This window comes from Acidobacteriota bacterium, assembly GCA_020853395.1.
In the GTDB taxonomy this organism is placed as follows: domain Bacteria; phylum Acidobacteriota; class Vicinamibacteria; order Vicinamibacterales; family SCN-69-37; genus JADYYY01.
In genome coordinates this window covers 200653-226350 of the sequence record JADYYY010000002.1, presented here as the reverse complement: position 1 = coordinate 226350, position 25698 = coordinate 200653, and the positions used below count along the sequence as shown (strand labels likewise).

The 25698-nt window shown below is 69.3% G+C and carries 26 protein-coding genes and 1 tRNA gene; 15 read left to right on the top strand and 12 right to left on the bottom strand.

Annotated features, from left to right (window positions below):
- Positions 1–9 precede the first annotated feature (9 nt).
- Positions 10–84: transfer RNA gene (locus tag IT184_01575), tRNA-Lys, on the top strand.
- A 179-nt stretch (positions 85–263) separates the two neighbouring features.
- On the opposite strand, the gene rocF is transcribed toward IT184_01575, so the two are convergent.
- On the bottom strand, positions 264–1187 hold the full coding sequence (gene rocF, locus IT184_01570; GenBank protein MCC7007484.1) for an arginase: 924 nt from the start codon (positions 1185–1187) through the stop codon (positions 264–266).
- A gap of 143 nt (positions 1188–1330) precedes the next feature.
- Between rocF and IT184_01565 the strand changes: the two genes are divergently transcribed.
- From IT184_01565 to IT184_01555, 3 genes are read left to right on the top strand one after another with little or no spacing between them, the layout of a single operon-like run.
- The gene (locus IT184_01565; GenBank protein ID MCC7007483.1) at positions 1331–1969 is read left to right on the top strand and encodes a hypothetical protein; all 639 of its coding nucleotides are present in this window, start codon (positions 1331–1333) and stop codon (positions 1967–1969) included.
- A gap of 2 nt (positions 1970–1971) precedes the next feature.
- Positions 1972–2733: a hypothetical protein gene (locus tag IT184_01560; GenBank protein ID MCC7007482.1), complete on the top strand. Its 762-nt coding sequence runs from the start codon at positions 1972–1974 to the stop codon at positions 2731–2733.
- Positions 2621–3949: a VWA domain-containing protein gene (locus tag IT184_01555; protein ID MCC7007481.1), complete on the top strand. Its 1329-nt coding sequence runs from the start codon at positions 2621–2623 to the stop codon at positions 3947–3949. Before IT184_01560 ends, IT184_01555 begins: the two co-directional genes overlap by 113 nt.
- 91 nt (positions 3950–4040) lie before the next feature.
- Here IT184_01555 and IT184_01550 read toward each other — a convergent pair whose 3' ends face one another.
- The gene (locus tag IT184_01550; protein ID MCC7007480.1) at positions 4041–4943 is read right to left on the bottom strand and encodes a site-specific DNA-methyltransferase; all 903 of its coding nucleotides are present in this window, start codon (positions 4941–4943) and stop codon (positions 4041–4043) included.
- Between the two features lie 83 nt (positions 4944–5026).
- Entirely contained in the window at positions 5027–5236 is a 210-nt protein-coding gene (locus tag IT184_01545) for a hypothetical protein (protein ID MCC7007479.1), read from the bottom strand.
- A 464-nt stretch (positions 5237–5700) separates the two neighbouring features.
- Here IT184_01545 and IT184_01540 point away from each other — a divergent pair, with 464 nt between their 5' ends.
- The 4 genes from IT184_01540 to trxB all read left to right on the top strand — a co-directional run bounded on the left by IT184_01540 (position 5701) and on the right by trxB (position 9574).
- Positions 5701–6711 carry a D-alanyl-D-alanine carboxypeptidase gene (locus tag IT184_01540; protein MCC7007478.1) on the top strand — a complete coding sequence of 337 codons (1011 nt, stop codon included), beginning with the start codon at positions 5701–5703 and terminating at the stop codon, positions 6709–6711.
- Between the two features lie 92 nt (positions 6712–6803).
- Complete coding sequence (gene glgA, locus IT184_01535) at positions 6804–8273, top strand: glycogen synthase GlgA (GenBank protein MCC7007477.1); 1470 nt, start codon at positions 6804–6806, stop codon at positions 8271–8273.
- Positions 8274–8302: 29 nt separating this feature from the next.
- Positions 8303–8632, top strand: coding sequence for a thioredoxin (gene trxA, locus IT184_01530; protein MCC7007476.1), 330 nt, complete (start codon positions 8303–8305; stop codon positions 8630–8632).
- Between the two features lie 18 nt (positions 8633–8650).
- The gene (trxB, locus tag IT184_01525) at positions 8651–9574 is read left to right on the top strand and encodes a thioredoxin-disulfide reductase (protein MCC7007475.1); all 924 of its coding nucleotides are present in this window, start codon (positions 8651–8653) and stop codon (positions 9572–9574) included.
- 54 nt (positions 9575–9628) lie between these two features.
- Here the strand turns inward: trxB and mnmA are convergent, their stop codons facing one another.
- Together mnmA and IT184_01515 are read right to left on the bottom strand one after the other, a co-directional pair.
- Positions 9629–10693, bottom strand: a complete 1065-nt coding sequence (gene mnmA, locus IT184_01520) for a tRNA 2-thiouridine(34) synthase MnmA (GenBank protein MCC7007474.1) — start codon at positions 10691–10693, stop codon at positions 9629–9631.
- Between the two features lies 1 nt (position 10694).
- On the bottom strand, positions 10695–11858 hold the full coding sequence (locus tag IT184_01515; protein MCC7007473.1) for a cysteine desulfurase: 1164 nt from the start codon (positions 11856–11858) through the stop codon (positions 10695–10697).
- A 135-nt stretch (positions 11859–11993) separates the two neighbouring features.
- On the opposite strand from IT184_01515, the gene IT184_01510 reads away from it, so the two are divergent.
- The 7 genes from IT184_01510 to IT184_01480 all read left to right on the top strand — a co-directional run bounded on the left by IT184_01510 (position 11994) and on the right by IT184_01480 (position 17847).
- Positions 11994–12500 (top strand): polymer-forming cytoskeletal protein, encoded by a 507-nt coding sequence (locus IT184_01510; protein ID MCC7007472.1) that lies wholly within the window; start codon positions 11994–11996, stop codon positions 12498–12500.
- Positions 12501–12607: 107 nt separating this feature from the next.
- Positions 12608–13168 (top strand): hypothetical protein, encoded by a 561-nt coding sequence (locus tag IT184_01505; protein ID MCC7007471.1) that lies wholly within the window; start codon positions 12608–12610, stop codon positions 13166–13168.
- Positions 13169–13215: 47 nt separating this feature from the next.
- Entirely contained in the window at positions 13216–14016 is an 801-nt protein-coding gene (locus tag IT184_01500; protein MCC7007470.1) for an SAM-dependent chlorinase/fluorinase, read from the top strand.
- A 14-nt stretch (positions 14017–14030) separates the two neighbouring features.
- Positions 14031–14630, top strand: a complete 600-nt coding sequence (locus IT184_01495; protein MCC7007469.1) for a threonylcarbamoyl-AMP synthase — start codon at positions 14031–14033, stop codon at positions 14628–14630.
- On the top strand, positions 14627–15913 hold the full coding sequence (hflX, locus tag IT184_01490; protein ID MCC7007468.1) for a GTPase HflX: 1287 nt from the start codon (positions 14627–14629) through the stop codon (positions 15911–15913). The genes IT184_01495 and hflX overlap by 4 nt, the downstream gene beginning before the upstream one ends.
- Positions 15910–17265, top strand: coding sequence for a tetratricopeptide repeat protein (locus IT184_01485; protein MCC7007467.1), 1356 nt, complete (start codon positions 15910–15912; stop codon positions 17263–17265). Before hflX ends, IT184_01485 begins: the two co-directional genes overlap by 4 nt.
- 9 nt (positions 17266–17274) lie before the next feature.
- Entirely contained in the window at positions 17275–17847 is a 573-nt protein-coding gene (locus tag IT184_01480) for a CDP-alcohol phosphatidyltransferase family protein (GenBank protein MCC7007466.1), read from the top strand.
- Between the two features lie 33 nt (positions 17848–17880).
- Here the strand turns inward: IT184_01480 and IT184_01475 are convergent, their stop codons facing one another.
- The 7 genes from IT184_01475 to IT184_01445 are packed head-to-tail and all read right to left on the bottom strand — an operon-like array spanning position 17881 to position 25561.
- Positions 17881–18813, bottom strand: coding sequence for an SDR family oxidoreductase (locus IT184_01475; GenBank protein ID MCC7007465.1), 933 nt, complete (start codon positions 18811–18813; stop codon positions 17881–17883).
- Positions 18814–18832: 19 nt separating this feature from the next.
- The gene (locus IT184_01470; protein ID MCC7007464.1) at positions 18833–20269 is read right to left on the bottom strand and encodes an undecaprenyl-phosphate glucose phosphotransferase; all 1437 of its coding nucleotides are present in this window, start codon (positions 20267–20269) and stop codon (positions 18833–18835) included.
- Entirely contained in the window at positions 20263–21408 is a 1146-nt protein-coding gene (locus tag IT184_01465; GenBank protein ID MCC7007463.1) for a glycosyltransferase, read from the bottom strand. Before IT184_01465 ends, IT184_01470 begins: the two co-directional genes overlap by 7 nt.
- A complete protein-coding gene (locus IT184_01460) occupies positions 21401–22519 on the bottom strand; it encodes a glycosyltransferase family 4 protein (GenBank protein ID MCC7007462.1) in 1119 nt (372 codons plus the stop codon). Before IT184_01460 ends, IT184_01465 begins: the two co-directional genes overlap by 8 nt.
- 33 nt (positions 22520–22552) lie before the next feature.
- Entirely contained in the window at positions 22553–23359 is an 807-nt protein-coding gene (locus IT184_01455; protein ID MCC7007461.1) for a glycosyltransferase family 2 protein, read from the bottom strand.
- Positions 23356–24453, bottom strand: a complete 1098-nt coding sequence (locus tag IT184_01450; GenBank protein MCC7007460.1) for a glycosyltransferase family 4 protein — start codon at positions 24451–24453, stop codon at positions 23356–23358. Before IT184_01450 ends, IT184_01455 begins: the two co-directional genes overlap by 4 nt.
- Positions 24446–25561 (bottom strand): glycosyltransferase family 4 protein, encoded by a 1116-nt coding sequence (locus tag IT184_01445; protein MCC7007459.1) that lies wholly within the window; start codon positions 25559–25561, stop codon positions 24446–24448. Before IT184_01445 ends, IT184_01450 begins: the two co-directional genes overlap by 8 nt.
- Between the last annotated feature and the right edge of the window lie 137 nt (positions 25562–25698).

Here is a 25698-nt window from a genome sequence, read left to right as displayed (position 1 = left end):
GCGTCGGCGGGGCCGCTAGCTCAGTGGTAGAGCACCTGGCTTTTAACCAGAGGGTCGCAGGTTCGATCCCTGCGCGGCCCACCAACAACAGACGGCCTCATCTCGCGACGCGCCACTCCCGGCACCCTACCGCAGGCACACGATAGGCACACGACCGGCCGGCGGCGCCGGGCGCAGGTCGGCACACTGCGAGCTGTGGCCCACCTCGACTGCGGGTGCGACTCGGTCTCGCCCGATCGCCCTTGGCACGGATGGCGACCGGGTCAGAGGATCTTCGCGCCGAGCGCCGAGAGTGCCAGTTCGGTGCCGAGAATCGCGGTCTGATTGCGGACGTCGAGAATCGGATTGATCTCGACGATGTCGAGCGCAAGGAGCAGGCCGGCATCGGCGACCATTTCGAGCGCCAGATGCGCTTCGCGATACGACAGGCCGCCCTTGACCGGCGTGCCGACGCCGGGCGCAATCGTCGGATCGCACACGTCGAGGTCGAGCGAGACGTGCAGGCCGGCGCCGCCGGCTGACGTGAGATCGATGGCGCGTTCCATGACCGAAGCGATGCCGTGCCGGTCGATGTCCTTCATCGTGAACACATGGATGCCCGAGTCGCGGATCCGCTGCTTCTCCTGCTCGTCCAGGTTGCGCAGGCCGACGATGGCGACCCGATCCGGAGAGACGGCGGGCGAGCGGCGTCCGATGCCCGACAGCTCGGCTGGCTCACCCCCGACGAGCGCGGCGAGCGGCATCCCGTGGACGTTGCCGCTCAGGGTCGTGGCCGGGGTGTTCATGTCGCCATGGGCGTCGATCCAGAGCACGCCGATGGACGACGCCGGTCCGGCGTGCGCATCGGCCGAGGCGGCGACCGAGCCGGCGGCGAGGGAGTGGTCGCCGCCGATCACGATCGGCAGGGCCCCGGCCTCGTGGCTTCGCTGCACCGCGCGGTACAGGTCGCGGCAGACGGCGGCAATCTGATGGACGTACTTCTTCCGCGGGTCCTCTTCCGCCTGCGTTTCAGGGATCGGCGTCAAGAGGTCGCCGTGATCCTGGACGACGAACCCGAGGGCGGCGAGCCGGTCGCCCAACCCGGCGATGCGGACGGCCGACGGCCCCATGTCGACCCCGCGCCGGCCGCTGCCGAGGTCGAGCGGGACGCCGTGGACGTGGACCGTGCGGCGAAGATTCGTGGTCACGGAGCGAAATTATGGCGTGAAACGGGGGCCGCGGACAGTATGTAGACGTCAGAGATAGTGTTAGGATACCGTCGCTCGTATGTCACTGTCCGGAGGTAGCTTGACATATGATCGGGCGGTCGACCTAACCACCTGGAGGCTGCGTGTCCATTCTCGTCCGGCCCGTGCGTGAGCAGCTCGAGCACGACCGCCTCATCCGACACCTTCAGGCCCGGTACAAAGGCAAGCGAAAATTCAACGTCGCGGTGAACGTGGGCGACGAGCAACTGGCCCCCGTCAAGATCGGGCCCCAGACGCTCTATCCCGACCTCGTGCTCACGGACGGACGGAAGCTGGCGCTCATCGTGGAAGTCGAGAGCGGCGAGTCGACGAACAACCTCGAGGCGCTCTACCAGTGGGTCCACTTTTCGCGCGCCCGCGTGCCGTTCCATCTGTACATCCCGGTCTCGTTCTACGAGGCCGCCAAGCGGCTGTGTGAAGCCAATCAGGCCCGCGTCAGCGAGATCTGGACGTACCGTCCCGCGAGCGACGGGTTCGACCTCGTGAAGGTCTACAACGAGAGCCCGTCGGCGGCACGGCAGAGCGCCGCGCCCCGCAGAGCGCCGAACGGCGCGGTAGAGAAAGAGAAGCCAGCCAAGGCTGCGCCTGCGTCGAAGAAGCGGCGGCCCGTCGCCGCCAGGCCGCGGCCGGCGACCCGTCCGGCTGCCCGGGCGAAGGCCGCGGTCAAGGGCCGGACGCCGGCCAAGGCGAAAGCCAAGCCGGCCGCCAAACGTAAGAGGTAGGCGTGCCGTCCATCCGCTATGCGCGCGACAAGCGGGGCTACGAGACGACCTGCGTCGTGCACCAGTATCGCGGCAGCGGCGGCCCGGGGCCGACCCGCGTCCTGTACCTCTTCCGCACGCCGGCCCATGTGACCGTCGGCCGTCGGCCGTTGGACGACGAGTCGCGCGTGGCGCTCGAACACACCCATCCTGACATCTCGTTCGACTGGCAGGGGCTCAGCCGCGACGTGGCGAGCTCGCGCGAGCCTGCCCCGCGCGTCTGGCGGGAGCGCGGGCCCCGAGCCGCCCGCGCGGAGCCGCCGCGCCCGAGGCCTTCGGACGACACGTCCACGCTCGGCCGGGCGCTCGGCGCGGAGCGCGCGGCCCGGTTGCGCGGCCGGTACGCCGAATTGCGCGACCGCGTGGAACGCCGGGCGCGGACGCCGGAAGAGCGTCAAGAACTGATTGCGCGCCTGGCGCGTCTCAACCCTGACGATTGGCCGGATGAACGGGCCGCCGCTGCCGCCGCGGCGACGATCGACGCCGATTGGGACGCCATCCTTGCCGCCTTGCCGCAGCGTCGCCGCGGCCGGCGGGGCGGGCGGCGCCGCGAGGAAACGCCGGGCCAGGCGCAGGGAACGTCTGCCATAATCTCCGGTGAGGGAGACGTCAATGAAGTTTCGGACGATGGCCAGGGGGATCGGCCTGTTCGTGATGCCGGTGCTGCTGGCGACGGCCATCCTGTCGGCCCAGCAGGCGGGGACGGTCTTCAGGGCGACCACTAACTACGTGTCCACGGACGTCGTCGTCCGCGACCGCGAAGGGAAGTTCATCCCCGATCTGCGAGCCGCCGAGGTCACCGTTACGGAAGACGGGGTGCCCCAGAAGATCGAGCGGTTCATCCGCATGATCGGCGGGCGCACGTTCACGGAAATCGCCGCACCCGCGCCGACGATGCGCGCCTCGGAAGGGCTGATCCTGCCGAAGGTGCGGCAGACGAACGATGTCTCGGGCCGGATCTTCATGATCCTGATCGACGATCTGCACCTGCAGACGAGCGACACGCCGCGCATCAAACAGGCGCTCAAGGAAATCCGCGACACGCTGATCCACGACAACGATCTGGTCGGGTTCGTCTCGACCGGCCCGTCGGGCATCGAGATCAACCCGACCTACGACTTCGGCCGCCGGCGGTTCGACGAAGCGATCAACAAGGTCATCGGCGCCGGCATGAAGATCAACGAGATCCTCGACTCGGTGAAGTACGAGGGCAGCAACGGCAACTCCGGTCCGCCAGGGATGCGTCAGAACGCGCACACGGCGTTCCTGACGGCCTACCGCATGATGGAAGAGCTGGCGAAGATCAACGATCGGCGCAAGTCGTTCATCTACGTGAGCAGCGGCTACACGTTCGATCCGTTCCGCGAGGGGCGCTACGCCCGCATCCAGGCCGAGTATCAGCGCGCGGCCGACACGCCGACCGAGTTCACCGATGAACAGGGCCTCTACATCAACAGGCCGATCAGCTCGGCCTACGACGTGGACACGCCGCTCGCCGATCAGTACTACATGCAGAAAACAGAGTTCGCCGAGTCCGATCTAGTCCACGAGATCGCGCAGCTCACGCGGGAGGCGCGCCGGGCCAACGTCGTGTTCTACACGCTCGACCCGCGCGGCTTGACGACGTCTTCCATTCCGATCGACGTGCTCGGGCTGCAGACGCCGGCCGACTGGCGCGACTACATCACCACGCAGACCAACTCGCTGCGGGTGCTCGGCGAAGAAACCGGCGGGTTCTGCATCTGCCAGACGAACGACTACAAGAAGGGCCTGCAGCGGATCGACGCCGAGACCAGCGACTACTACATGATCGGCTACACGTCGTCGAACCCGGATCCGTTCAAGATTCGGCGGCAGATCAAGATCGCGGTGAGCCGGCCCGAGGTGAGCGAGCTCATCTACCGCGACTCGTACACGATTCCGAGGCCGAAGGGCCGCTAGCCCGCCGGCGCCGGCTTGGCGGGCGGTCAGGGCGCGCCTCCCCCAGCAGTTCCGCCGTATCGTCGCGCCAGGCCGCCGCGCGTTCGCCGCGTCAGCCTTGGGCGTGGGTGGACGGCCGGTCGAGGGCGGCCTTCACGCGGCGCGCGGCTTCGTCCAGGTATTGCGGATCGAGCTCGATCCCCACGAAATCCAGGCCGAGCTTCGCGGCGGCGATCGCCGTGTTGCCCAGGCCGAGGAACGGGTCGAGCACGGTGCCGGCCCTCGACACCCCGTGCAGCCGCAGACACTGCTCCGGCACCTTCGGAGGGAACGAAGCGGGGTGGGGCCGATCGCGATCGCGACTCTGAATCGTCTCGTAGGGAATGAACCAGGTGTTCCCCCGGCATCGCCGGCCCGTGCCGCCCGATGCCCACCGCTTCGCATTGGAAGGGTCTTGGTAGGGGACGCCGACGGCCCGGCGGTCGAGCGGCGTCCGGCCGCTCGGCGAGAAATGAAAGATGAACTCGTGGCAGTCGTTGACGAACCGGTCGCTGTTGATCGGTTTGTAGTGGCCGACCGCGACGTCCCGATCGAGCGCGATCCCGTCGCCCGTGGCCTCGCGGTCGATCGCGATCGACTTCACCCAGTGAATCGTGTTCTGAAGGCTGAAGCACCGCCTCGCGACCTGTGCGACCTCCAGGGGGATCCACGGGTCGGTCGGCTTGGCGCCGACGTTGAGGAACAGCGACCCCTGCTCCTGCATGACCCGCGAGAGCGCACGCAGCCAGCGGTCGGTCCAGTTCAGGTACTCGGTTCGCGGCAGGTCGTCCCGGTACGACCGATACCGGATGCCCAGGTTGTAGGGAGGGGAGGTCACGACGACGCCGATGGATCGCGCGTCGAGGTCGGGCAGGACGTCCAGGCAATCGCCAAGGAAGAACCGGAGGCGCGAGCGGCCGAGGGAGAGCTCGACCCGAGGACGAGGCTGGCGCGATGAAACGGCAACGAGGGCCATACGTCATCCATTGTCGGACGTCGGGGCCCGAAAGTACAGAGGGTCGATGTGACCGGACGACGGCGTCGGCCGTCGGCCCGGTTTCAGGAAGCCCGGCCGACCGACGGGTTGGTGAACCCGTGAGCGACGCGGTTCGCGCTGACCGGCTGATTGCGGGTGTGGCCGGTCTGCGCGCAGGACGTGCCCTTTTCTTCGATGTACGTAATCTCTCGCTCGGAGCCGACTTCACGATACCGTCCCGACACGCATCCGCATGTCAGCGTCGTGAACCCGAGCAGCTTCACCAGACTCATAGCGCCTCGCGCGCAAGCGTCCTGCAAGCGAAGTGCCATTGGGGCTGGCGTCGACCGATGAGTCGACGCGATCGAATTCGCGCGCAGTTCAGTGCGAATCAAGTCTTCGGCGCGCGGCCGATTTCTGGCTGGAGCGGGTTGGGTGGGCCTGGCTTGGATGGACGAGACCAACCGCTTGGATCGATGCCGTCGCGGCGGCTCGCGTGGCGTCCTGCCGGCATCCTTCGCGCCGGGATTGTCGGCGCCATTACGGAGCTGAAACCCGGCGCGCTGCCGGCTCGAGGTGAGCGTCCGTTTCTCGTTGAGCATGCTGGACTTGCGTGCTACCATCCAGCCGCGGGTTTCTCGCTCGATTTTCGCACACGCGGACGGCAGAACGCCGTGACACGTAGCAAGAGGCGTCTGGAGGTGTCGTGATCGCGCAGCGTCGACTTCATCGCTTGGTTGTCTCCGGCGTTCTGGGGATGTTGGTCGGGATCGTGCCGGCGGCCGCGTCAGCGCAGACCGCGAAGTCGGGCGCGAAGGTCACGGCGGCCAAGCGCGCGCAGCGCACCAGCCTGGCACGCGCGGCAGCGCTCGCCAGGGCACGCCGCGCCGCGGCCGCCCGTCTGGCCGAGGAAGCGAGACAGCCGCGCTTCAAGACCGACGACGCCGGCAATTTGGTGCCTGACGTCCGGGCCGCGGCAGCGATCATCTACAACCCCGAGACGGGTGACATCCTTTGGGAAGCGAATTCGCACGACCAGCGCTCGATCGCCAGCCTCACGAAGATCATGACGGCGGTGACCTTCATCGCCGACGATCCCGACCTCACCCAGACGGTGAAGGTGACGCGGGCCGACGTGATGCGTGCGTCCACGACGCACCTGCGCGCCGGCGACGTGCTGACGTACTCGGATCTGCTGCACTTGACGCTCATCGCGTCGGACAATGCGGCCGCGCGCGTGCTCGCCCGCACGTCCGAAGGCGGCACCGAGGCGTTCGTCGGCCGAATGAATCAGATGGCCGCGCACCTCGGCTTGACCAACACGCGCTATGCGGATCCGTCGGGCCTGGATGCGCGCAACGTCTCGTCAGCCTACGACCTGTCGCACCTGATCGCGTTCGCCACGTCTGACGAGCGCCTCGGGCCGATCATGCGCACGCAGGCGTACGAAGCCCGGACCAATCGCGGCGTCGTCGCCATTCACAACACGAACCGGCTGCTGGGGACGGAGGGCGTCAACGTCATCGGCGGGAAGACCGGCTTCATTTCGAAGGCGGGCTACTGCCTGGCGACGTTGCTGCAGGTGCCGCAGGGCGCGCCGCTGGCCGTCGTCGTCCTCGGCGCCGCCAACAGCACGCTGCGGTTCGCCGAGGCGCGCCATCTGTTCAACTGGGCCGTGGAGAAGACGTCGGGCCTGCTGAACCGCGCCGCGACCGTGCCGAACCTGCTGAATGCGGCCAGCTCGCCGCTCGTCCAGAACCGCGACTGATCGTCGCCGCGCCTCGCGCCGCTGACGGGCCCCTGCCGGATCCCCGGCTCCGTTCCTTGGCTGATCGTCGTCTCGCAGGTCGTGCCCCGCGCTTGGGCATCGTCATGGTGGCGTCGGAGGTGTCGCCCTACGCCAAGACGGGCGGGCTCGCCGACGTCACCGGTGCGCTGCCGGCCGCGCTCGGCGACCTCGGCCACGACGTCACCATCGTCCTGCCACGCTATCGCGGTGTGTCCTTGCCCGGCGCCGCCGAACGTCATCGGCACGTCAGGATCGGCAGCGTCTCCGAAGACGTCACGTTCCTCGTCGCCGAGCCGGACCGCCACCGGCGCATCGTCATGGTCGATGCGCCGCGCTATTTCGATCGCGAAGGGTTCTACACCCAGGGCGGCCGCGACTACCCGGACAACGCTGAACGCTTCGCGCTGCTGTGCGCCGCGGCGCTCGACTTCGCGGAGTACGAGATGGGCACGCCGGTGGACGTCGTCCATGCGCACGATTGGCAGGGCGGCCTCGCGCCCGCGCTCCTCCGTGTGCTGCCGGAACGGTTCCCGCGGCTACGCCGCGCCGGCATCGTGTTCACGATCCACAACTTGGCGTACCAGGGGCTGTTTCCCCGCGATGTCGTGCCGAGGCTGGAACTGCCATGGTCGGTGTTCACGATCGATACCGGCGAGTTCTACAGCCAGCTCAGCTACCTGAAGGCCGGCATCATGTACAGCGACTACGTGACGACGGTGAGCCCGTCGTACGCGCGCGAGACGCTCGAGCCGGAGTTCGGCGCCGGTCTCGAAGGCGCGCTGCAGGCCCGCCGCGACCGCTACGTCGGGATCCTGAACGGGATCGACACGGCCGCCTGGAACCCGCAGACCGATCCGTACCTTCCGGCGCCGTTCGATGCCGACCACCTGGAGGGCAAGGCCGCGTGTAAACGCGCACTGCTCGAGCGTTTCGGGTTCGCCCAGGGGGACGACCGGATGGCGCGGCCGCTCATCGGCATGGTGTCGCGCCTCGTCGAGCAGAAGGGAATGGAGCTCATCGAGCAGGCGAGCGAACGGCTGGCCGAGTGCGACGCGACCTGGGTGTTCCTCGGTACCGGGGAGGCTCGGTACGAGCAGTTCCTCCGCGACTGGGCCGCGCGCCAACCCGCGCGCGTCGGCGTGCACATCGGGTTCAGCGAGCCGCTCGCGCACCTCGTCGAGGCCGGCGCCGACATGTTCCTGATGCCCTCGACGTTCGAGCCATGCGGGCTCAACCAGATGTACAGCCTCCGCTACGGCGCGGTTCCGATCGTCCGCGCCGTCGGCGGCCTGGACGATACGATCCAGCCCTACACCGCGCGCGCCATCGGTGCGAATGGCTTCAAGTTCAAGGACGCGACGCCGGAGGCGCTCGTGCGAGCGGTCCGGCAGGCCGTGCGCCTCTTTCGCGACAAAGAGGCCTGGCTGCCGCTCGTTCGGAACGGCATGGGAGCAGACCACTCGTGGGCGACCTCCGCCCGGGAATATGTCAAAGTGTACAGACGAGCGCGGCTGGCGGTGGAGAGCCGGAGCGGGCGCTGATCAGCACGAAAGGAAAGGACAACAGTCGCATGGCATCCGAGCACGTCCTGACGTTTACTGACGGCAACTTCGAGAGCGACGTCCTCAAAGCGTCCACGCCGGTCCTGGTGGATTTCTGGGCCGAGTGGTGCGGGCCGTGCCGGGCCATGGAGCCGTCCATCAACACGCTCGCCAGCGACTACGTGGGCAAGGTCAGCATCGGCAAACTCAACGTCGACGACAACCCGAGCATCACCATGCGCTACATGGTCCGGGGCATTCCCACCGTCATGCTCTTCAAGGGCGGCCAGATCGTCGATCAGGTCGTCGGGCTCGTCGACAAGAGCGCGCTGAAGCAGATGCTCGATCGACACCTCTAACCGCGCGTGTCCGACTCCATTCGCAACGTTGTCGTCATCGGCTCGGGGCCGGCAGGGCTGACCGCGGCGCTCTACACGGCGCGCGCGAACCTGTCTCCGCTCGTCATCGAAGGGCTGGACGCCGGTGGTCAGTTGATGATGACCACCGAGGTCGAGAATTTCCCCGGCTTCGAGCAGGGCATCATGGGGCCCGAGCTGATGTCGGCGATGCGGAACCAGGCGGCGCGGTTCGGCGCCGAGCTGCGCGCCGGCATGGCGACGACCGTCGATTTCTCGGTGCGGCCGTTCCGGGTCACCACCGATGACGCGGTCATCGAGGCGAGAACGGTCATCATCTCGACCGGCGCCTCGGCCAAGCTGCTCGGGCTGCCCGAAGAGCGTGCGCTCATGGGCCACGGCGTGTCCACGTGCGCGACCTGCGACGGGTTCTTCTTCCGTGGCCGGCCGATTGCCGTCGTCGGCGGGGGAGATTCCGCCCTCGAAGAGGCCACGTTCCTCACGCGCTTCGCGTCCAGCGTGACGCTCGTGCATAGGCGCGACGCCCTGCGCGGGTCGAAGATCATGCAGGACAAAGCGAGGGCCAATCCGAAGATCCGCTTCGAGTGGAACGCGGAGGTCGTGGCGATCAGCGACGCGGCCGCCGGAGCCGTGTCGGCGGTCACGCTTCGCGACGTGGCGACCGGCGCGGAGAAGACGCTGCCGATCGAGGGGGTGTTCGTCGCGATCGGTCATCGGCCGAACACGTCGCTCTTCGTCGGACAGCTCGACATGGATCCCGACGGATACCTGCTCACCTACGGCGGCGCCAAGACGAACATCCCCGGCGTGTTCGCCTGCGGCGACGTGCAGGATCGGATCTATCGCCAGGCGATCACCGCGGCCGGATCCGGCTGCATGGCCGCGCTCGACGCCGAACGTTTCCTCGAGCACCACGGCCACTGAATCGCCGCCCGCGGCGTCAGGTGGCCGCTGCGAGCGGTCGCGCCGCGAGCCCTCTCACGCGATCCAGCCGCCTCCGAGCACCTCGCTGCCGTCGTAGAAGACAACGGCCTGGCCCGGGGTGATTGCGACCTGTGGCGTGTCGAACTGCACGGTCGCTCGATCGCCGCCTGTTGCGATGACCGTCGCGGGCGCGTCCTGGTGACGATGGCGGATTCTGGCGGTGACCTGGCACGGACCGGCCGGCGGCTCCCCGGCGATCCAGTTGACGCCGGTCGCCTCCAGCGTCGTGCTGCCGAGTTCCTCGCGAGGTCCGACGACCACGCGTCCCTCGCCGCGGTCGAGCTTCAGCACGTAGAGCGGCACTGCCCCCGACAGTCCGAGCCCCTTTCGCTGGCCGACGGTGTACCGATGGAGGCCGCGGTGCCGGCCGAGCGTGCGGCCACCTGAGTCGACGATGGCGCCTTCGACCGCCGGCTCCGGCAGATGCCGGCCGACGAATGCGGCCGCATCCCCATCGGGCACGAAGCAGATTTCGTGGCTGTCGCGCTTCTCGGCGACGAGCAGCCGAGCGCGCGCAGCGTGGGCGCGCACCTCGGCCTTCGTGAGGTGGCCGACCGGAAACAGCGCGCGGGCGAGCTGGTCCTGTGTCAGCCCGAAGAGAAAGTAGGTCTGGTCCTTCTCGGGATCCGCGCTGCGGAGCAGCCGGTATCGCCGCCGATCTTCGTCGTACTCGATGCGCGCGTAGTGGCCGGTCGCGACTGCCGCCGCCTCGAGGCCGGCCGCACGTTCGACGAGCGTGGAGAACTTCAGGTCGACGTTGCAGTGTACGCAGGGAATCGGCGTCCGTCCGGCGGCGTATTCGTCGACGAAGTTGCGGACGACCGTCTGCCGGAACCGCTCCTCGAAATTGACGATGTAGTGGGGAATCCCGAGCGCGGCCGCCACGCGCCTGGCATCGTGCAGATCGTCCAGGCTGCAGCAACTGCCGAACGTCTCCTGTCCGTCGCGCTGGTCGTAGAGCTGCATGGACAGCCCGACGACGTCGTGGCCGGCTTCGACCAGCAGCTGCGCGGCGACCGAGGAGTCCACGCCGCCCGACATCGCCACGACGATGCGCATGTCAGCGCACCAGTGCAGGGCGGCCGATGCGCCGCAGCCGGCTCACGAGACCAGGGAGCACCCGCAGTACGACGGCGACCTCCTCGTCCGTGTTCTCTGGGCCGAGGCTGAACCGGAGGGCGTTGGTCGCACGAGCGAGCGGCAGGTTCATCGCGCGCAGGACGTGGGACGGCTCGAGCGATCCCGACGAGCACGCGGATCCGGTGGAGACCGCGATGCCCTCGAGGTCGAGCGCGATCAGCAGCGCCTCGGCCTCGACGCCGTCGAAGCTGATGTTGGTCGTGTTCGGCAGCCGGCGTCCGGCGTCGCCGTTGATCGTCGTGCCCGGCACGGCGGCGATGATGCCAGCCTCGAGACGATCCCGCAGCGCGGCGACGTGCGACCAGCGCTCCACTCCTGCGGCCGCGCGCGCGGCGGCGACGCCAAGGCCGGCAAGCGCGGGAACGCTCTCCGTGCCGGCGCGCCGCGATCGCTCGTGGCGGCCTCCTGTCATCTGCGGCACGAGGCGGACACCGCGGCGGACCCACAGCGCGCCGACGCCCTTCGGTCCGCCGAACTTGTGGCCGGAGAGCGACACCAGGTCGGCGCCGAGACGCCTGACGGATACTGGGATCCGGCCGACGGTCTGGACCGCGTCGGTGTGGAGCAGCGCGCCGTGCGAGCGCACGAGCGGCGCGATCTCGGCAATCGGCTGCAGCGTGCCGATCTCGTTGTTGGCGTGCATGACGGAGACGAGCGCGGTCGCCGGCGTCATCGCGTCGCGGACGGCGTCCGCCGGCACGATGCCGTCCGCACCCGGCTTGAGGTAGGTGGCGGTCCAGCCGCGACGCTCGAGCGCCTTGACGGTATTGAGCACGGCCTCGTGCTCGATGGCCGTCGTCACGATGTGCCGGCGGCCCGTGGCGTCGAGCGCGTCGGCGGCCCCTCGGATCGCCAGGTTATCGGCTTCCGTGCCGCCGCTCGTGAACACGACCTCGGTGGGCTCGGCCTGCAGGAGCGATGCGAGCGCCGAACGCGCGTCGTCCATAACGGACTTCGCGCGCTGACCGAAACTGTGTATCGAGGACGCGTTGCCGTAGGTGGAGGCGAGATGCTCGGTCATGGCGGCCACGACGTCCGGATGCGGGCGTGTGGTCGCGTTATGGTCCAGATAAATCGCCACGATTTCCCATCGTAGCACCGCGATCCAAGCCTAGACACATGCCACAGCACTTCGTATACTCGCGGTTCAACTCCCCCGGCTGGCCAGTTCGTCCCCCGGCCCGCTGCCTCCAGGAGTTTTTTCGCTTGGAGAACACTCATGTGGAAGCGTGACGAGTCCGTGCGGCCAGCAGCACAGCCAACGCCGCCTGCCCATCCGGTCAGCACTCCCGAGGCCGCGCCCCGGGTCGAACCCACCCGCCACCAGGAGAGAGAAGTCGTGAACATCGGCAAGAGCGTCATCATCAAAGGCGATCTCAGCGGCAGCGAGGATCTGACGATCGAAGGGCAGGTCGAAGGCAAGATCGAGTTGCGTCAGAACGTGCTGACCATCGGCCCCAACGGCAAGATCAAGGCGACGATCTTCGCCAAAGCCGTGATCGTGCAGGGCGAGGTGCAGGGCAACGTCACGGCAACCGAGCGCGTCGACATCCGCGATGCCGGCTCGGTCGACGGGGATCTGTCGGCACCGCGGATCGCGATCGCCGACGGCGCGCACTTCCGCGGAAGCATCGACATGCAGAAGGGCGCCAAGCCGGCGGAGCCGAAGGCCGAGTCGAAGCCCGTGCCGGCGGCGATGCCGGTGTCGGCTGCGGCGGGACGCTAGCCCGCTCGTTCCAGGACGAGGGCACCGTGGCGGGGCTGTTCGGGTGGGCGACGCGGCGGACGACGGCACTCGCCGCGCCGGCTGTGGAGCCTGCCGCCGATCCCAGGATGACCAGCAAAGTCCTGCCGCGTCTGCTCTCGGCTCTCGCGCCGGTGGAAGGGCCGACGCTGCTCAATCTCGGGCCGGTCATCGGGCAGAACATCGCGTTCTTCGGTGACCGGCTGGCTTGCAGGATCTCGATCGAAGATCTGTTCGTGCCGATCGACGAGCAGGCGACGGGTCGGCTCTCGGTCAGCCTGGCCGACACCTTCGAGACCCGGCTGCCGACGGAGCCGGCTGTGTTCGACGGCATCCTCTGCTGGGACGTGTTCGATTTCCTCGACAAGCCGACGAGCCAGCGGCTGGCGTCTCGGCTGGTGACGTTGCTGCGTCCTGGCGGCGTGCTCTACGGCTTCTTCGGCACGCAGGCGACCGACGTCTCGCAGCACACCCGGTTCATTGTCGAGGCGCCGGATGCGCTGCGGCTTCGGCCGGCGCCGGCGCCGACGCTGAAGCGTCACGTGCTCGTCAACCGCGACCTGAACAAGATCTTCGAAGGGCTGTCGGTCGCCGAGTCGATCCTGCTGAAGACCGCCACGCGCGAGACGCTGTTCCGCAAAGCGGCGTAGCGGGCGGCACGGCGCCGCCGAGCGCGGCTCTGCTAATCTCCTCAGCTATGGCCAAGCCGCTGATCGCGTTCCTGACCGACTTCGGAACGCGCGATCACTACGCCGGTGTGCTGAAGGGCGTGGTGCTGTCGATCAACCCCGACGCCGTGCTCGTCGACATCTCGCACGATCTCCCGGTGCACGACGTGCCCTTCGCCGCGCACGAGCTCGCCGCCACCTACAAGTACTACCCAGCCGGCACGATCTTCGTCGTGGTCGTGGATCCCGGGGTCGGATCGTCGCGCCGGGGCATGGCGGCCGACGTCGGCGACTGGCGATTCGTGGCGCCGGACAACGGTGTCTTGACGGCGGTGTTCCAGGAGGCGCCGCCGAAGAAGGTGGTCGAGCTGACCGAGCGGCGGTACGCGCGCCCGACGGTCAGCCGCACGTTCGAAGGCCGCGACCGCTTCGCCCCCGCGGCGGCCTGGTTGTCGAAGGGCGTGCACCTCTCGGCGCTCGGCCGGCCGATCAGCGACTACGTGATGCTCGACTTGCCTCGGCCGGTGCTGGCCGACGCGGTGCTCCACGGCGTGGTCGTGCGGATCGATCGGTTCGGCAACGTGATCACGAATCTCGATCGGCGGTCGTGCGAGAGGCTCACCGACGGCGTCGGCACGCTCCGGTTGACGGTCGGCGGGCGATCGATTGCGCGCATCGTCTCGACGTACGCGGACATCGCGCCTGGCGACGTGGCGGCGCTCTTCGGCAGCACGGATCACCTCGAGTGCGCCGCCAATGCCGCCGATGCCTCCGAGCATCTGGGCGTGCGGATCGGCGACCCCGTCGAGCTGCGCCGCACGTCGTCGTGAGCGGCGCGGCACCGGTGCCGTCCGCGCTGGACCGAGCCGTCGACTGGCTGCGGGCCGGCGGGATCGTCGCGTACCCTACCGACACGTTCTACGGTTTGGCCGTCGATCCGCGGCAGGAGGCGGCGGTGCAGGCGCTGTTCGATCTCAAGGGCCGGGATCCGGCGATGGCGGTGCCGCTGATCGCTGCGTCACGAGCGCAGGCGGAGGCGTGCCTCGGCCGCTTCGATCGCGCGACGGCGCGGCTGGCGGACGCGTTCTGGCCGGGCCCGCTCTCGGTCGTGGTGGATGCACCGGTGCTCGTGAGCGGCCTCGTCCACGGTGGCCGGCGCAGCGTCGCGGTCCGAGTGCCGGCGTCGGCGCCGGCGTGCGCGCTGGCCGAGCGGTTCGGCTTCCCCGTGACGGCGACGAGCGCGAATCGCACCGGCGCGCCGCCGGTCCGGCGTGCGGCGGATCTGGACGCGGTTGGCCGTGATGCGCGTGTGTTCGTGCTCGACGCGGGCGAGACGGCGGGCGGGGCGCCGTCGACGATCGTCGACGCGCGGATGACGCCCGCGCAACTCGTTCGGACGGGCGCGATCGCCTGGGACCGCGTGCTAACATTTCTCGAGGGATGACCCGCAACGTCACGACGTCAGGCGAGCGGCCAAGCGAACGCGCCGCCCTCGTCAGCCTAGGCGTGCGCGGCCGCCGCGAGGATCCCGACGTCGCGCTCGACGAGCTCGCCGGCCTCGCGCGCGCGGCCGGAGCCGCGGTGGTGCTGCGCATGGCGCAGGACCGGGATCAGCCAGACGCCGCGACGCTCATCGGCCGCGGCAAGGCCGAGATGCTGGCGCGCGCCTGCGACGAGCACGACGCGGGTCTGGTGATCGTCGACAACGTCATCACGCCGGCGCAGGCTCGGAACCTCGAAGCCATCTGCGGCCGGCGCGTGATCGATCGCACGGAGCTCATCCTCGACATCTTCGCCCAACGCGCCCGGACGCACGAGGGCAAGCTGCAGGTGGAGCTCGCGCAGCTCCAGTACACGCTGCCGCGGCTCGCCGGCAGCGGCGCGGCGCTGTCGCGGCTCGGCGGCGGCATCGGCACGAGAGGCCCCGGCGAAACCAAGCTCGAAACCGACCGGCGCCGCATTCGCCAGCGCATCGCGAGCCTGAAGCGCGAGATCGCCGAAGTGCGGCGGCGGCGCGGCTATCTCGGCGCGCGCCGGCGGCGCGCGGATGTGCCGACCGTCGCGCTCGTCGGCTACACGAACGCCGGCAAGACGACGCTCTTCAACTGGCTGACGGGCGCAGCGGCCGTCGCCTCCAACGCGCTCTTCGTGACGCTCGATCCGCTGCTGCGCCGGATGAAGCTGGCCGATGCGCGGCAGATCCTGCTCGCCGACACCGTCGGGTTCATCGACCGGCTGCCGCACCAGCTCGTCGCCGCGTTCCATGCGACGCTCGAGGAGGTCTCTCGCGCCGACCTGCTGGTGCACGTCCGCGACGCGTCGGCGCCGGATCGGGAGCGCCGGGCGGCGGCGGTCGAGGCCGTCCTCGCCGAGGTCGGCGCGGATCTCGTGCCGGTGCTCGACGTCTTCAACAAGATCGACCTCGTGGACGACGACGCATTGCGTGCGCTCCGGGCCGCACATCCGTCGGCCGTCTTCGTGTCGGCCGCGTGCGACATCGGTCGCGATCCGCTGATCGAAGCGATCGGCGAGCGGCTCGCGATGAACGCGGCACGCGTGCAGTTCGAGTTCGACGATCGGCGCGAGGAGGACCGGCACCTCGTCGCCGAGCTGTACCGGCATGCCCGCGTCGTGAGCCACGTGGCCGATGCCCATCGGATCTCCATCGAGGCTGACGTGCCGCGGAGGTTGTTGCGGCGATTCACGCGTGCGAGGATGCCGGCATGAGCGGCCGGCTCGGCGCGGCGTGCATCCTGAGCGTGCTGGTCGCCGCCGGCTGCGCATCGGCTCCGAAGCGGCCGCCGGCGTCGCTGACGCCTCGCTATCCCGGCTACGTCGAGCCGGTCGTGCCCCAGCGTCTCCGCGTTTCGCCGGCGTTGCGGCAGCGGCACGACCTGGCCTGGCAGTGGCTGCAGGCCGGCGACGAGCGACGCGCGGCGCGCGAATTCCAGGCCGTGCTGAAGGGCGCGCCGGGGTTCTTCCCTTCGATCACGGGGCTCGGCTACGTCGCGCTGGCCGAACGGAACTACAAGGCGGCGGCCACGCAGTTCGCCGAGGCCATCACGGCAGATGCCGCCTACCTTCCGGCCTGGACTGGCCGGGCGGAAGCCGAGATCGCGCTCGGCGACGACGCCGCGGCGATTGCCGCGCTGGAGCGAATCCTCGATCTCGATCCTCGGCGCGAAGGCGTGAAGGCCCGCCTCGATCTCGTGCGGTTCCGGCACGTGCAGACGCTCATCGAACGCGGCCGCGCGGCGCGGCTCGCCGGCCGATCCGACGACGCGCAGCGTACGCTCGAGGAAGCGCTCGCCCTCTCGCCATCGAGCACGGTGATCCTTGCCGAGCTGGTCCAGCTCGAGCAGCAGACCGACGCGCTCGACCGCGCCGAGCAGCACGCCCGGCGCCTGGTCCAGCTCGATCCGGGCGCCGCCGATTCGCTCGCGCTGCTCGCCGGCGTGCTCGAGGGCCGTGGCAAGCTCGGCGAAGCGGCGACCTATTACGGCCGCGCGGCGGCCATCGATCCTCGCGAGGGCTGGCGGTCCAAGGCGGCGAGCCTCCGCGAGAAGGCGGCGGCCGCCGATCTGCCGGAGCCCGTGAGGACGATGGCGTCGGCTGCGACGATCACGAGAGGCGATGTGGCGGCCTACGTCGGCGTGAAGCTGGCCGCGCTGCTCGAGCACGCGCCGCAGCGTCCGCCGCAGGTCGCCACCGACGTCCGCGACCATTGGGCCGCACGTTGGATCCCGCCGGTGACGCGTGCCGGCGTCATGCGCATCTACGAGAACCACACCTTCCAGCCGCGTGCGATCGTGCGGCGCGGCGACTTGGCCCAGGTCGTCGCGAGTCTCGTCGAGCTGGCCGCTGCCGGGCGGCCCGCCGATCTCACGCGGTGGCGCGCGGCGCGCCCGAGGTTCGCCGACCTGCCGGTGACCCACGTCTTCTATCGGCCTGCAGCGCTGGCCGTGACGGCGGGGACGCTGACATCGGACGCCGGGCGGTTCCAGTCCACTCGGCCCGCGACCGGCGCGGAGCTGGTCGGCGCCGTGGATCGCATCCTCCAACTGGCGCAGGGCAGGTAGCTCCTCCGTATGGCGGTTCTCACCGCAGCCAACCAGCTCACGCTGCTGCGGCTGCTGCTCGTGCCGGTCTTCGTGCTCTTCATGTTCTACGGCTGGCCTGGATGGGCACTGCTCACGTTCGCGGTCGCGGGCGCGACCGACGCGTTCGACGGGCTGCTCGCGCGCAAACTCGGCCAGCCGACCACGCTCGGCGCCTGGCTCGATCCGATGGCCGACAAGCTGCTCCTGACGGCCATGTTCGTGATGCTGACGCTGCCGGGATTCGGGTTCGCGAACCGCCTGCCGGTGTGGTTGACGATCCTGGTGCTCAGCCGCGACATCGCGATCGTGATGACGGTCGCGGTGGTGAACCTCGCGGTCAAGCGCCGCACGTTCCGCCCGTCGATGCTCGGCAAGAGCGCGACCGTCGTGTTCGTGATGACCGGCGTCGTCACGCTCTGGGCGAACTATCTCGGCGAGCGATCGCTGCTCGTGACCGTCGGCGTCTATCTGTCGCTCGCGCTGACGCTGGCCTCCGGCGGCGAGTACGTCGTGCGCGTGGCGCGGGAACTGGCGAGCGCGGAGCAAGAGCCACGGCAGTGACGCGGCCACGCGTTCGATCGGGCGGCCGTCTTCTCAGACGGCCATCTTCTTCCTGAAGTACTCGATCGTCGACGTCAGCCCTTCCTCGAGCGGCACCCGCGGTTCCCAGCCGAGCAGCGTGCGCGCGCGCGTGATGTCGGGCTGCCGCACCTTCGGGTCGTCGGTTGGCAGGTCCTTGAACACGAGACGGCTCGACGATCCGGTCATCTCGATGATGAGGCGCGCCATCGCCTCGATGGACATCTCGTGCGGGTTGCCGATGTTCACCGGATCGTTCTCCTTCGACGCCATCAACCGCAGGATGCCGTCCACCAGATCCGTGATGTAGCAGAAGCTGCGCGTCTGCGCGCCGCTGCCGAACACCGTGACGTCTTCTCCGCGGAGCGCCTGCGCGATGAAGTTCGGCACGGCACGTCCGTCCTTGATGCGCATCCTGGGCCCGTAGGTGTTAAAGATCCGGACGATCTTCGTGTCGAGGCCGTGATAGCGGTGGTAGGCCATCGTGATGGCCTCCGCGAACCGCTTGGCCTCGTCGTACACACCGCGGGGGCCGACCGGGTTGACGTTGCCCCAGTAGGTCTCCTTCTGCGGATGTTCGAGCGGATCGCCGTACACCTCCGACGTCGACGCGATGACGAACTTGGCGCGCTTCGCCTTCGCCAGCCCGAGGGCGTTGTGCGTGCCGAGCGCGCCCACTTTCAGCGTCGGAATCGGCCACTCGAGGTAGTCGATCGGGCTGGCGGGGCTCGCCCAGTGGAACACGACGTCCACGGGGCCGTCGATGGAGATGTAGTTCGTGACGTCGTGCTTGATGAAGATGAACTCGCGTCCGAACAGGTGCGCGATGTTGGCGATGTCGCCGGTCAGCAGGTTGTCGATGCCGATGACCGAGTGGCCCTGGTCGAGGAGCGTCTCGGTGAGGTGCGATCCGATGAAGCCAGCGGCTCCCGTGATGACGATTCTCATGACGTCCTGTTCCGGCTGGCTAGGCCAGGCGATGAAGCCCTCGGAGGAGGGTCAGCCACATGATCTTGAAGTCGAGCCTCAGCGACCAGTTCTCGATGTAGTACAGGTCGAATTCGATCCGCTTCTCGAGCGAGGTGTTGCCGCGCCAGCCGTTGACCTGGGCCCAGCCGGTGATGCCGGCCTTGACCTTGTGGCGCAGCATGTACTGCGGAATGCGGTGCTTGAACTGTTCGACGAAGAACGGCCGCTCCGGCCGCGGCCCGACGATCGACATGTCGCCCTTGAGCACGTTCCAGAACTGCGGCAGCTCGTCGAAGTCGTGGCGGCGCAACCAGCGGCCGATGCGCGTGGCGCGCGGATCGTTTTCGCGGGCCCAGATCGGGCCGCTCGCGTCCTCGGCGTCGACCGGCATCGATCGGAACTTGTAGACGGCGAAGGGCTTGCCGTCGAGCCCCATCCGGATCTGCTTGTAGAAGGCCGGCCCGGGAGAACTGCGGCGGATGAGCCAGGCGATGAAGAGGGCGGGAACGAGGCAGGTCGCCAGCACGGTCAGCGACAACGTGACGTCCACGATCCGCTTCAGCACGCTGTTCATCCCGCGCAGCGGGACGTCGTTGACGCTGATGAGCGGCAGCCCGTCCAGGTCTTCGAGCCGCGCGCGCAGCGCGATGAACTGCAGCAGGTCGGGGACGACGTGCACGTTGATGCACTCGCGGGAGGCGACCTCCACGACGCCGAGCATCTTGACGTGTTCTTCGATCGGCAGCGCGACGTAGATGTCGTCCACGTGCTCGCGCGCGCAGATCTCGCCGATGTCCTGCACCGCCCCGAGCAGCGGCAGCCCGCGGCAGCCGACCAGGTCGCCCGTGCCGAAGCGGTCGTCCGCGAAGCCGACGAGCACGAACCCCAGCTCGCGGTGCTCGAGGATGCGATCCGCCACCATCGCGCCGAGATCCCCCGCGCCGACGATGAGCACGCGCCGGAGGCCGATCCCGGCCCGCCACCGGCGCTGGAGCAGATCGCGCACGATCTCGCGCGACGCGTACGTGAACACCACGGTGAAGAGCACGAAGAGCGCCCAGACCGGCCGTGAGACCTCGAGGAAGCCCTGCGCCTTCAGCGCCTGGCTGAGGTGGTACGTGTTCACGTAGAGCGTGCCGGCCACGCCGAGCAGCGTCGCGAGCAGCGTGCCGACCAGCACGCCGAAGAAGTCGTCGATCCGCGTCCGGCCGCGGCGGAGCCGATAGAGCCCCTGGACCTGGAACGCCAGGACCACGAGCGGCGCCGCGAAGGCGGCGAACCCGACGTAGCGAAGAAACGGGGGCGGCGGCTGCGTCACGGCCATCAGGCCGCTCACGAACCTGACGAGATAGGCGGCCGTGAACGCGACGAACGCCGCGATGAGATCCGCCACCACGTAGATGGCGACGAGCAGGCGATTGTGCCGTCTCAACATGGGCGCGGCGCGGCGAGCATGTCGGCGACGGCCAGCCGGAACCCGCTCTCGAAGCGATCGGGCGCGTACGCCCGGGCGCGCGCGGCGAGCCGGTCGGCCGGCCACTCCTGGGCGGCGGCCCGCTGCATCGCCTCGGCGAACGCGCCGGCCGTCTGGTCTGCGACGAGCAGGCCGGTCACGCCCGGATCGATGGTCTCCGTCGCGCCGCCCCGGCCGAGCGCGATGACCGGCCGGCCGCAGGCCAGCGATTCCACCGGCGCGATGCCGAAGTCCTCCTCGGCGGGCAGCACGAGGGCCAGCGCCTGGCGGTAGAGATCCCGCAGCGTGGCGTCGTCGACCGGGCCCATGAACTCCACCGTCGGGCCGGCGATTGCGCGAAGGCGCAAGAGATCGGGGCCGCTGCCGACGATCTTCAGGCGCGCCCCCAGACGGCCGGCCGCCTGGATGGCGACGTCGATGCGCTTGTAGGGCACGAGGGCCGAGACCACAAGGAAATACGACTCCGGCGGCGCCGCGCCCGGCGTGAAGAACGCCACGTCCACGGGCGGATGGAGGATCGACGCCGCACGATTATAGTACCGGCGGATCCGCCCCGCAACGAACCGGGAGTTGGCCACGAACCGGTCGACGCGCGGCGCCGTCGCGCGGTCCCAGCGGGCGAGCCAGGCGAGCACCGGGCGGGCGAGCGCCGAGCCGGCCCGTCCCAGGCGGTCGGGCCCGAAGTACGCGTCGAACTGGTCCCAGGCATAGCGCATCGGCGAATGGCAGTAGCAGAGATGGCGCGCGCGGCCGGTCGGCACGACGGCCTTGGCCGCGCAATGGCTGGTCGAGATCACGAGCGCCACATCGTCCAGATCGAAGCACTCGATGGCGGTAGGGAAGACCGGCAGGTACTGGCGGTAGAGCCGCGCCGACCAAGGCAGCCGCTGCACGAGCGACGTTCGGACCCGGCGAGCCTCGATGAGCGGTGAGACGGCGCCCTTGACGTGCACGAGGGTCAGAAGGTCCGCCTCGGGAAAGATCCGGCAGAGCGACTCGAGCACCTTCTCCCCGCCGCGCATGCCGGTCAGCCAGTCGTGCACGAGCACGACACGGCCCGCCACGGAAGGGACGCTCGCGTCGGCCGCCGCGTCAGGCACGCGCGCCCGCCAGTTCCTCGTAGACCTGATGAATGCGGCTCACCGACCGGTCCCACGAGAACGTGCGCACGCGATCGTGGCCCCGCCGGATGAGATCGGCGCGCAACCCCGGTTCGTTGAGCACGCGGGCCATCGCGTCGGCGAGCGCTCCGGCGTCCATCGGATCGATCAGCAGCGCGGCGTCTCCCACGACCTCCGGCAACGACGAGACGTTCGACGTGATGACCGGGGCGCCCGCCGCCATCGCCTCGAGCGGCGGCAGACCGAAGCCTTCGTAGAGCGACGGAAAGACGAAGACGGCGGCGAGCCGGTACAGCACCGCGAGCGTCGCCTCCGGCACGAAGCCGAGGAACCGCACGTGCTGGTGCAGTTGAAACCGGTGCACGAGCCGCCTGAGGTTCGGGTACTTGGAGATCTCGTCGCCGATGATGAGCAGCCGGACGTCGGTCACGCCGCGGCGTCGCAGGATCGAGTACGCCTCGATGAGCCGGTCGACGTTCTTGTGCGGCTTGATGTTGCCGGCGTAGAGCACGAACGGCGCCGTCAACTGGAACCGCTCGCGCACGCGCGTGATGTCGTCGCCGGTCGGTGGCGTGGCCAGCCGGGTGTCGAGCGCGTTGTAGACGACCTCGACCTTGTCGGCAGGAATCCGCAGGTAGTGGAGGATGTCCTGTTTCGACGCGTTCGAGACGGTCAACACCCGCCGCGCGCGGCGCGCGGCCATCGTCATCATTCCGCGCGCGTACACGGGGGCGACGCGGTTCGGCAGATACTGCGGGAAACGCAGGTGGATGCAGTCGTGGATCGTGACGACGAACGGCGTGGGCGTGAGCGGCGAGACCACGTAGTGCGGCGCATGGAACAGGTCGACCTTCAGGCGCCGGAGCGCCATCGGGATGCTGAACTGCTCGCGCACCGAGTAGTTGCCGGCCCATTCGGGAACCGGGTTGAACTGCGGTGCGAGCGCCCGCAGGTACCCGACGTCGGGTTCCCGGCAGAGCAGCAGGTACTCGTCGTCGTAGTTCTGCCGCGCGAGACAGTGCAGCAGGTTCCTGACGTACGTGCCGATGCCGTAGTCGTGGAGTTTGCGGGCGTCGATGGCGATCCGCACGTCGCCTGATTGTACCGGGGGCGGTTCGAGCGCTCACCCTTTTATTCGCAGCCAGAGGCGCAGGATCGGCGCCCAGGCCGGCAGGTGCTTTTCGTAGAAGGCGAGATGGCTGCGATCGTACACGCGGCGCATCGCGGCGCCGGCGCGCGCCGCGGATCGACCCCGGAGGTGCACGATCTCCGACGCGGGGGTGAAGAGCACGCTGCCGCCGCGGGCGCGGAGAGCCGCGCAGAAGTCGACGTCTTCTTCGTACATGAAGTACCGCTCGTCGAGCAGGCCGGCGTCGATCGCCGCGGCGCGCCGCACGAGCAGGCACGCGCCGCTCACCCAGTCCACGACACGTTCGCGAGCCACGAGCCGATCGATGTAGCGCTGCGCGGCCGGCGAGCCGGCGCGCGCCAGCCGGACGCGCAGCATCTGGAGCGCTTCACCCCATGGCGAGAGCATCGGCCCGAACGACACCTCGGGACGTCCGCGACCGTCGATCAGCCGGGGACCGGCCGCGACGGCTCTCGTCGCCTCCAGCCGCTCGACGAGCCGGTCGATGGCCCCGGCGGCCACCACGGTGTCGCTGTTGAGCAGCAGCACGAGCGGCGCCGTCGCGCGGCGGATGCCGGCGTTGTTCGCCGCCGCGAACCCGGCGTTGCGCTCGAGCGCGATGATCTCGACGTCCGGCCATCGTTGCCCGACGTCCTCGACGCTGCCGTCAGTGGACGCGTTGTCGATCACGATCGTCCGCGCCAGATGGCGCGGCGGGTGCTCGTGGAGCGACGCGAGGCAGCGGCCGAGGTCCTCGCGCGTGTTGTAGCTGACGATGAGCACGTCGGCGGTGGGCGTCATCCGGCGGCCGCCTGTTCCAGCGCGTCGAGGACGACCGCCGCCGTCGTTGCCCACGAGTAGCGCGTCAACCGCTGACGGCCGGCCTGGAGCGCCGCGGCGTGCGCGGCGTCATCGGTCAGGAGCGAGATCAGCGCGTCGCTGATGCGATCGAGATCGTCGGGCACGAGGCACGCGCCCGGCCCGTAGATCTCGCGCGCGACCGGCGTGTCGAGCAGCACCGCGGGCACGCCGTGCGCGATCGCTTCCATGGGCGTCATCGCGAAGCCCTCGTACTCCGACAGGAAGGCGAACACGCGCGCGCTCGCGTAGAGGCGCTGCAGGTCGTCGTCGGTCACGTACTGGCGCCAGTCGACGCGTGGCGCGACGCCGCGGAGGGCCGCATGTGCGCGCACGTCGATGGCCGGCATGGTGCGGTTGTCGCCGACCAGCACGAGCCGGGCGTCCGGCACGGCAGACGAGACCTTTGCGAACGCGTCGATCAGCGTCGGGACCCGCCGGCGATTGAAGATCGACCCGACGAAGAGGACGATGCGCTCGCGCGAAGGAAGCGGCGGAGCCTGGACGATCGCCGGCGCGCCCGGCGACGCCAGGCGCAGCCTCGCGCGTGGAATGCCGATGTGCCGCACGATCTCGGCAGCCGAGAACTCCGAGACGGTCAAGACCGTGCGGGCGGCCCGTGCCGACGCCGAGGTCAACAGCCGCCGGCGCAGCCCTTCCCGCCACCCGAACCATTCCGGATGCGCCATGAACGACACGTCGTGCGTGACGACGACGAATGGACAAACGGTCAGGAGCGGCGCAGTGTAGCCGACGGCGAAGAGCACGTCCGCGTCGATGCGCTTCAGGACTCGCCGGAGGCTGGTCTGCTCCCAGAGCGTGCCCCCCGTTCCGGCCGCGACGTGCCAATCCACCGTTGGCAGTTCGCGCCGCGGGGCGTCTCCGGGTTCCCGCGGCAGGATGACGCTGATGCGGTGGCGGATCGGCGCCGCCACCGTCCACTGATGCAGGACGTTCCAGAGATACCGTCCGACTCCCGTCGGATAGCCGACGAGCTCGCGTCCATCCACGGCGAGGTGCAGCCGGCGCTCAGCCACGCCGTCGCCGGTGCTCGAGGGCGAGCTGCCACGCCTCGCGAAGATGACGGGCGGTGCGCTCCCACGTGAATTGCTCGGCATGCCGGCGTCCGTCATCGCTCATGACACGTCGCCGGCTCGCGTCGGTCAGCACCGTGTGGAGCGCGTGCGCGAGCGCGTCCGGGTCGTCCGGATCCACGAGCCAGCCTGCCGAGCCGACCGACTCGCGGAGCGCGCCTCGATCGGCCGCGATGACCGGCACGCCTGCCATCATCGCCTCGGCCGCCGGGAGCCCGAACCCTTCCGTATGCGAGGGAAGGACGAAGACGAGAGCGCCGGCATAGAGCGCCAGGCGCCTGTCCGGCTGCACGTACCCCGGCAGCTCGACGTGGCCGGCCAGCGGACCGGCCGTCGCCCGCGCGACGAGCGGCGCGGCGTCGGGTCGAGCCCGTCCCGCCAGCACGAGAGGTGGTGCCGCAGGCCATCGCGCCAGCAGGCGTTCGTACGCGTCGAGCAGGACGCGGACGTTCTTTCGCGGCTCGAGCGTGCCGAGGAAGAGGATGTACCCGCCCTCTGCCGGCTCCCGATCGCGTCGTCGCCACCCGGGAGTACCGGGTTGGCACACGGTGATGTGCGATCGCGGCACGCCGAGCCGGCGCTCCACCTCGCCGGCGGTGTGCTCGGAGACGACGACGACCCTGTCGGCGCGATGGGCGTGCCGACGCGCGAGCGCGGGGTAGTCGCGGCGGATCTCCGCGCGCGTGCGCTCCGGGTGGTCGAGGAAGTCCAGATCGTGCACCATCACGGCCTGCGCCGCGCGTTTGGCCGGCATCAGCAGCGGGTGGGCCGACTGGCACACGTCGATCGCCGAGGCGCCGAGCCATTCGACGGGCGGCCATTCGGCGCGATGCCAGAGGGTATTGAGGACACGAACCGGCACCCGCCGATCGATGATGCGTGCGCCGGGAAGCGCATCCGGCGGCACGCGATCCTTCCACGAGGACGAGAAGAGCACGAGCTCTTCGCCGGCCGGAGCCGTTGCGACGAGCGCGGTCGCCACCTGATGGATGTATTCGCCGACGCCGGTCCGCTCCCGGAGCGCGGGTCGGTAGTCGACGAGGATGCGCACGGCAGGCTCCGCGGATGCTATCACGCAGCACCGATGCCCATCGCTGCACACTGCAACTCCTTGCCGTTCAATCGATTGACAGGATTTTTTGACGCATGCTACGGTGAGGAGTTTTTCGACGCGGAGGGCGTCGCTGC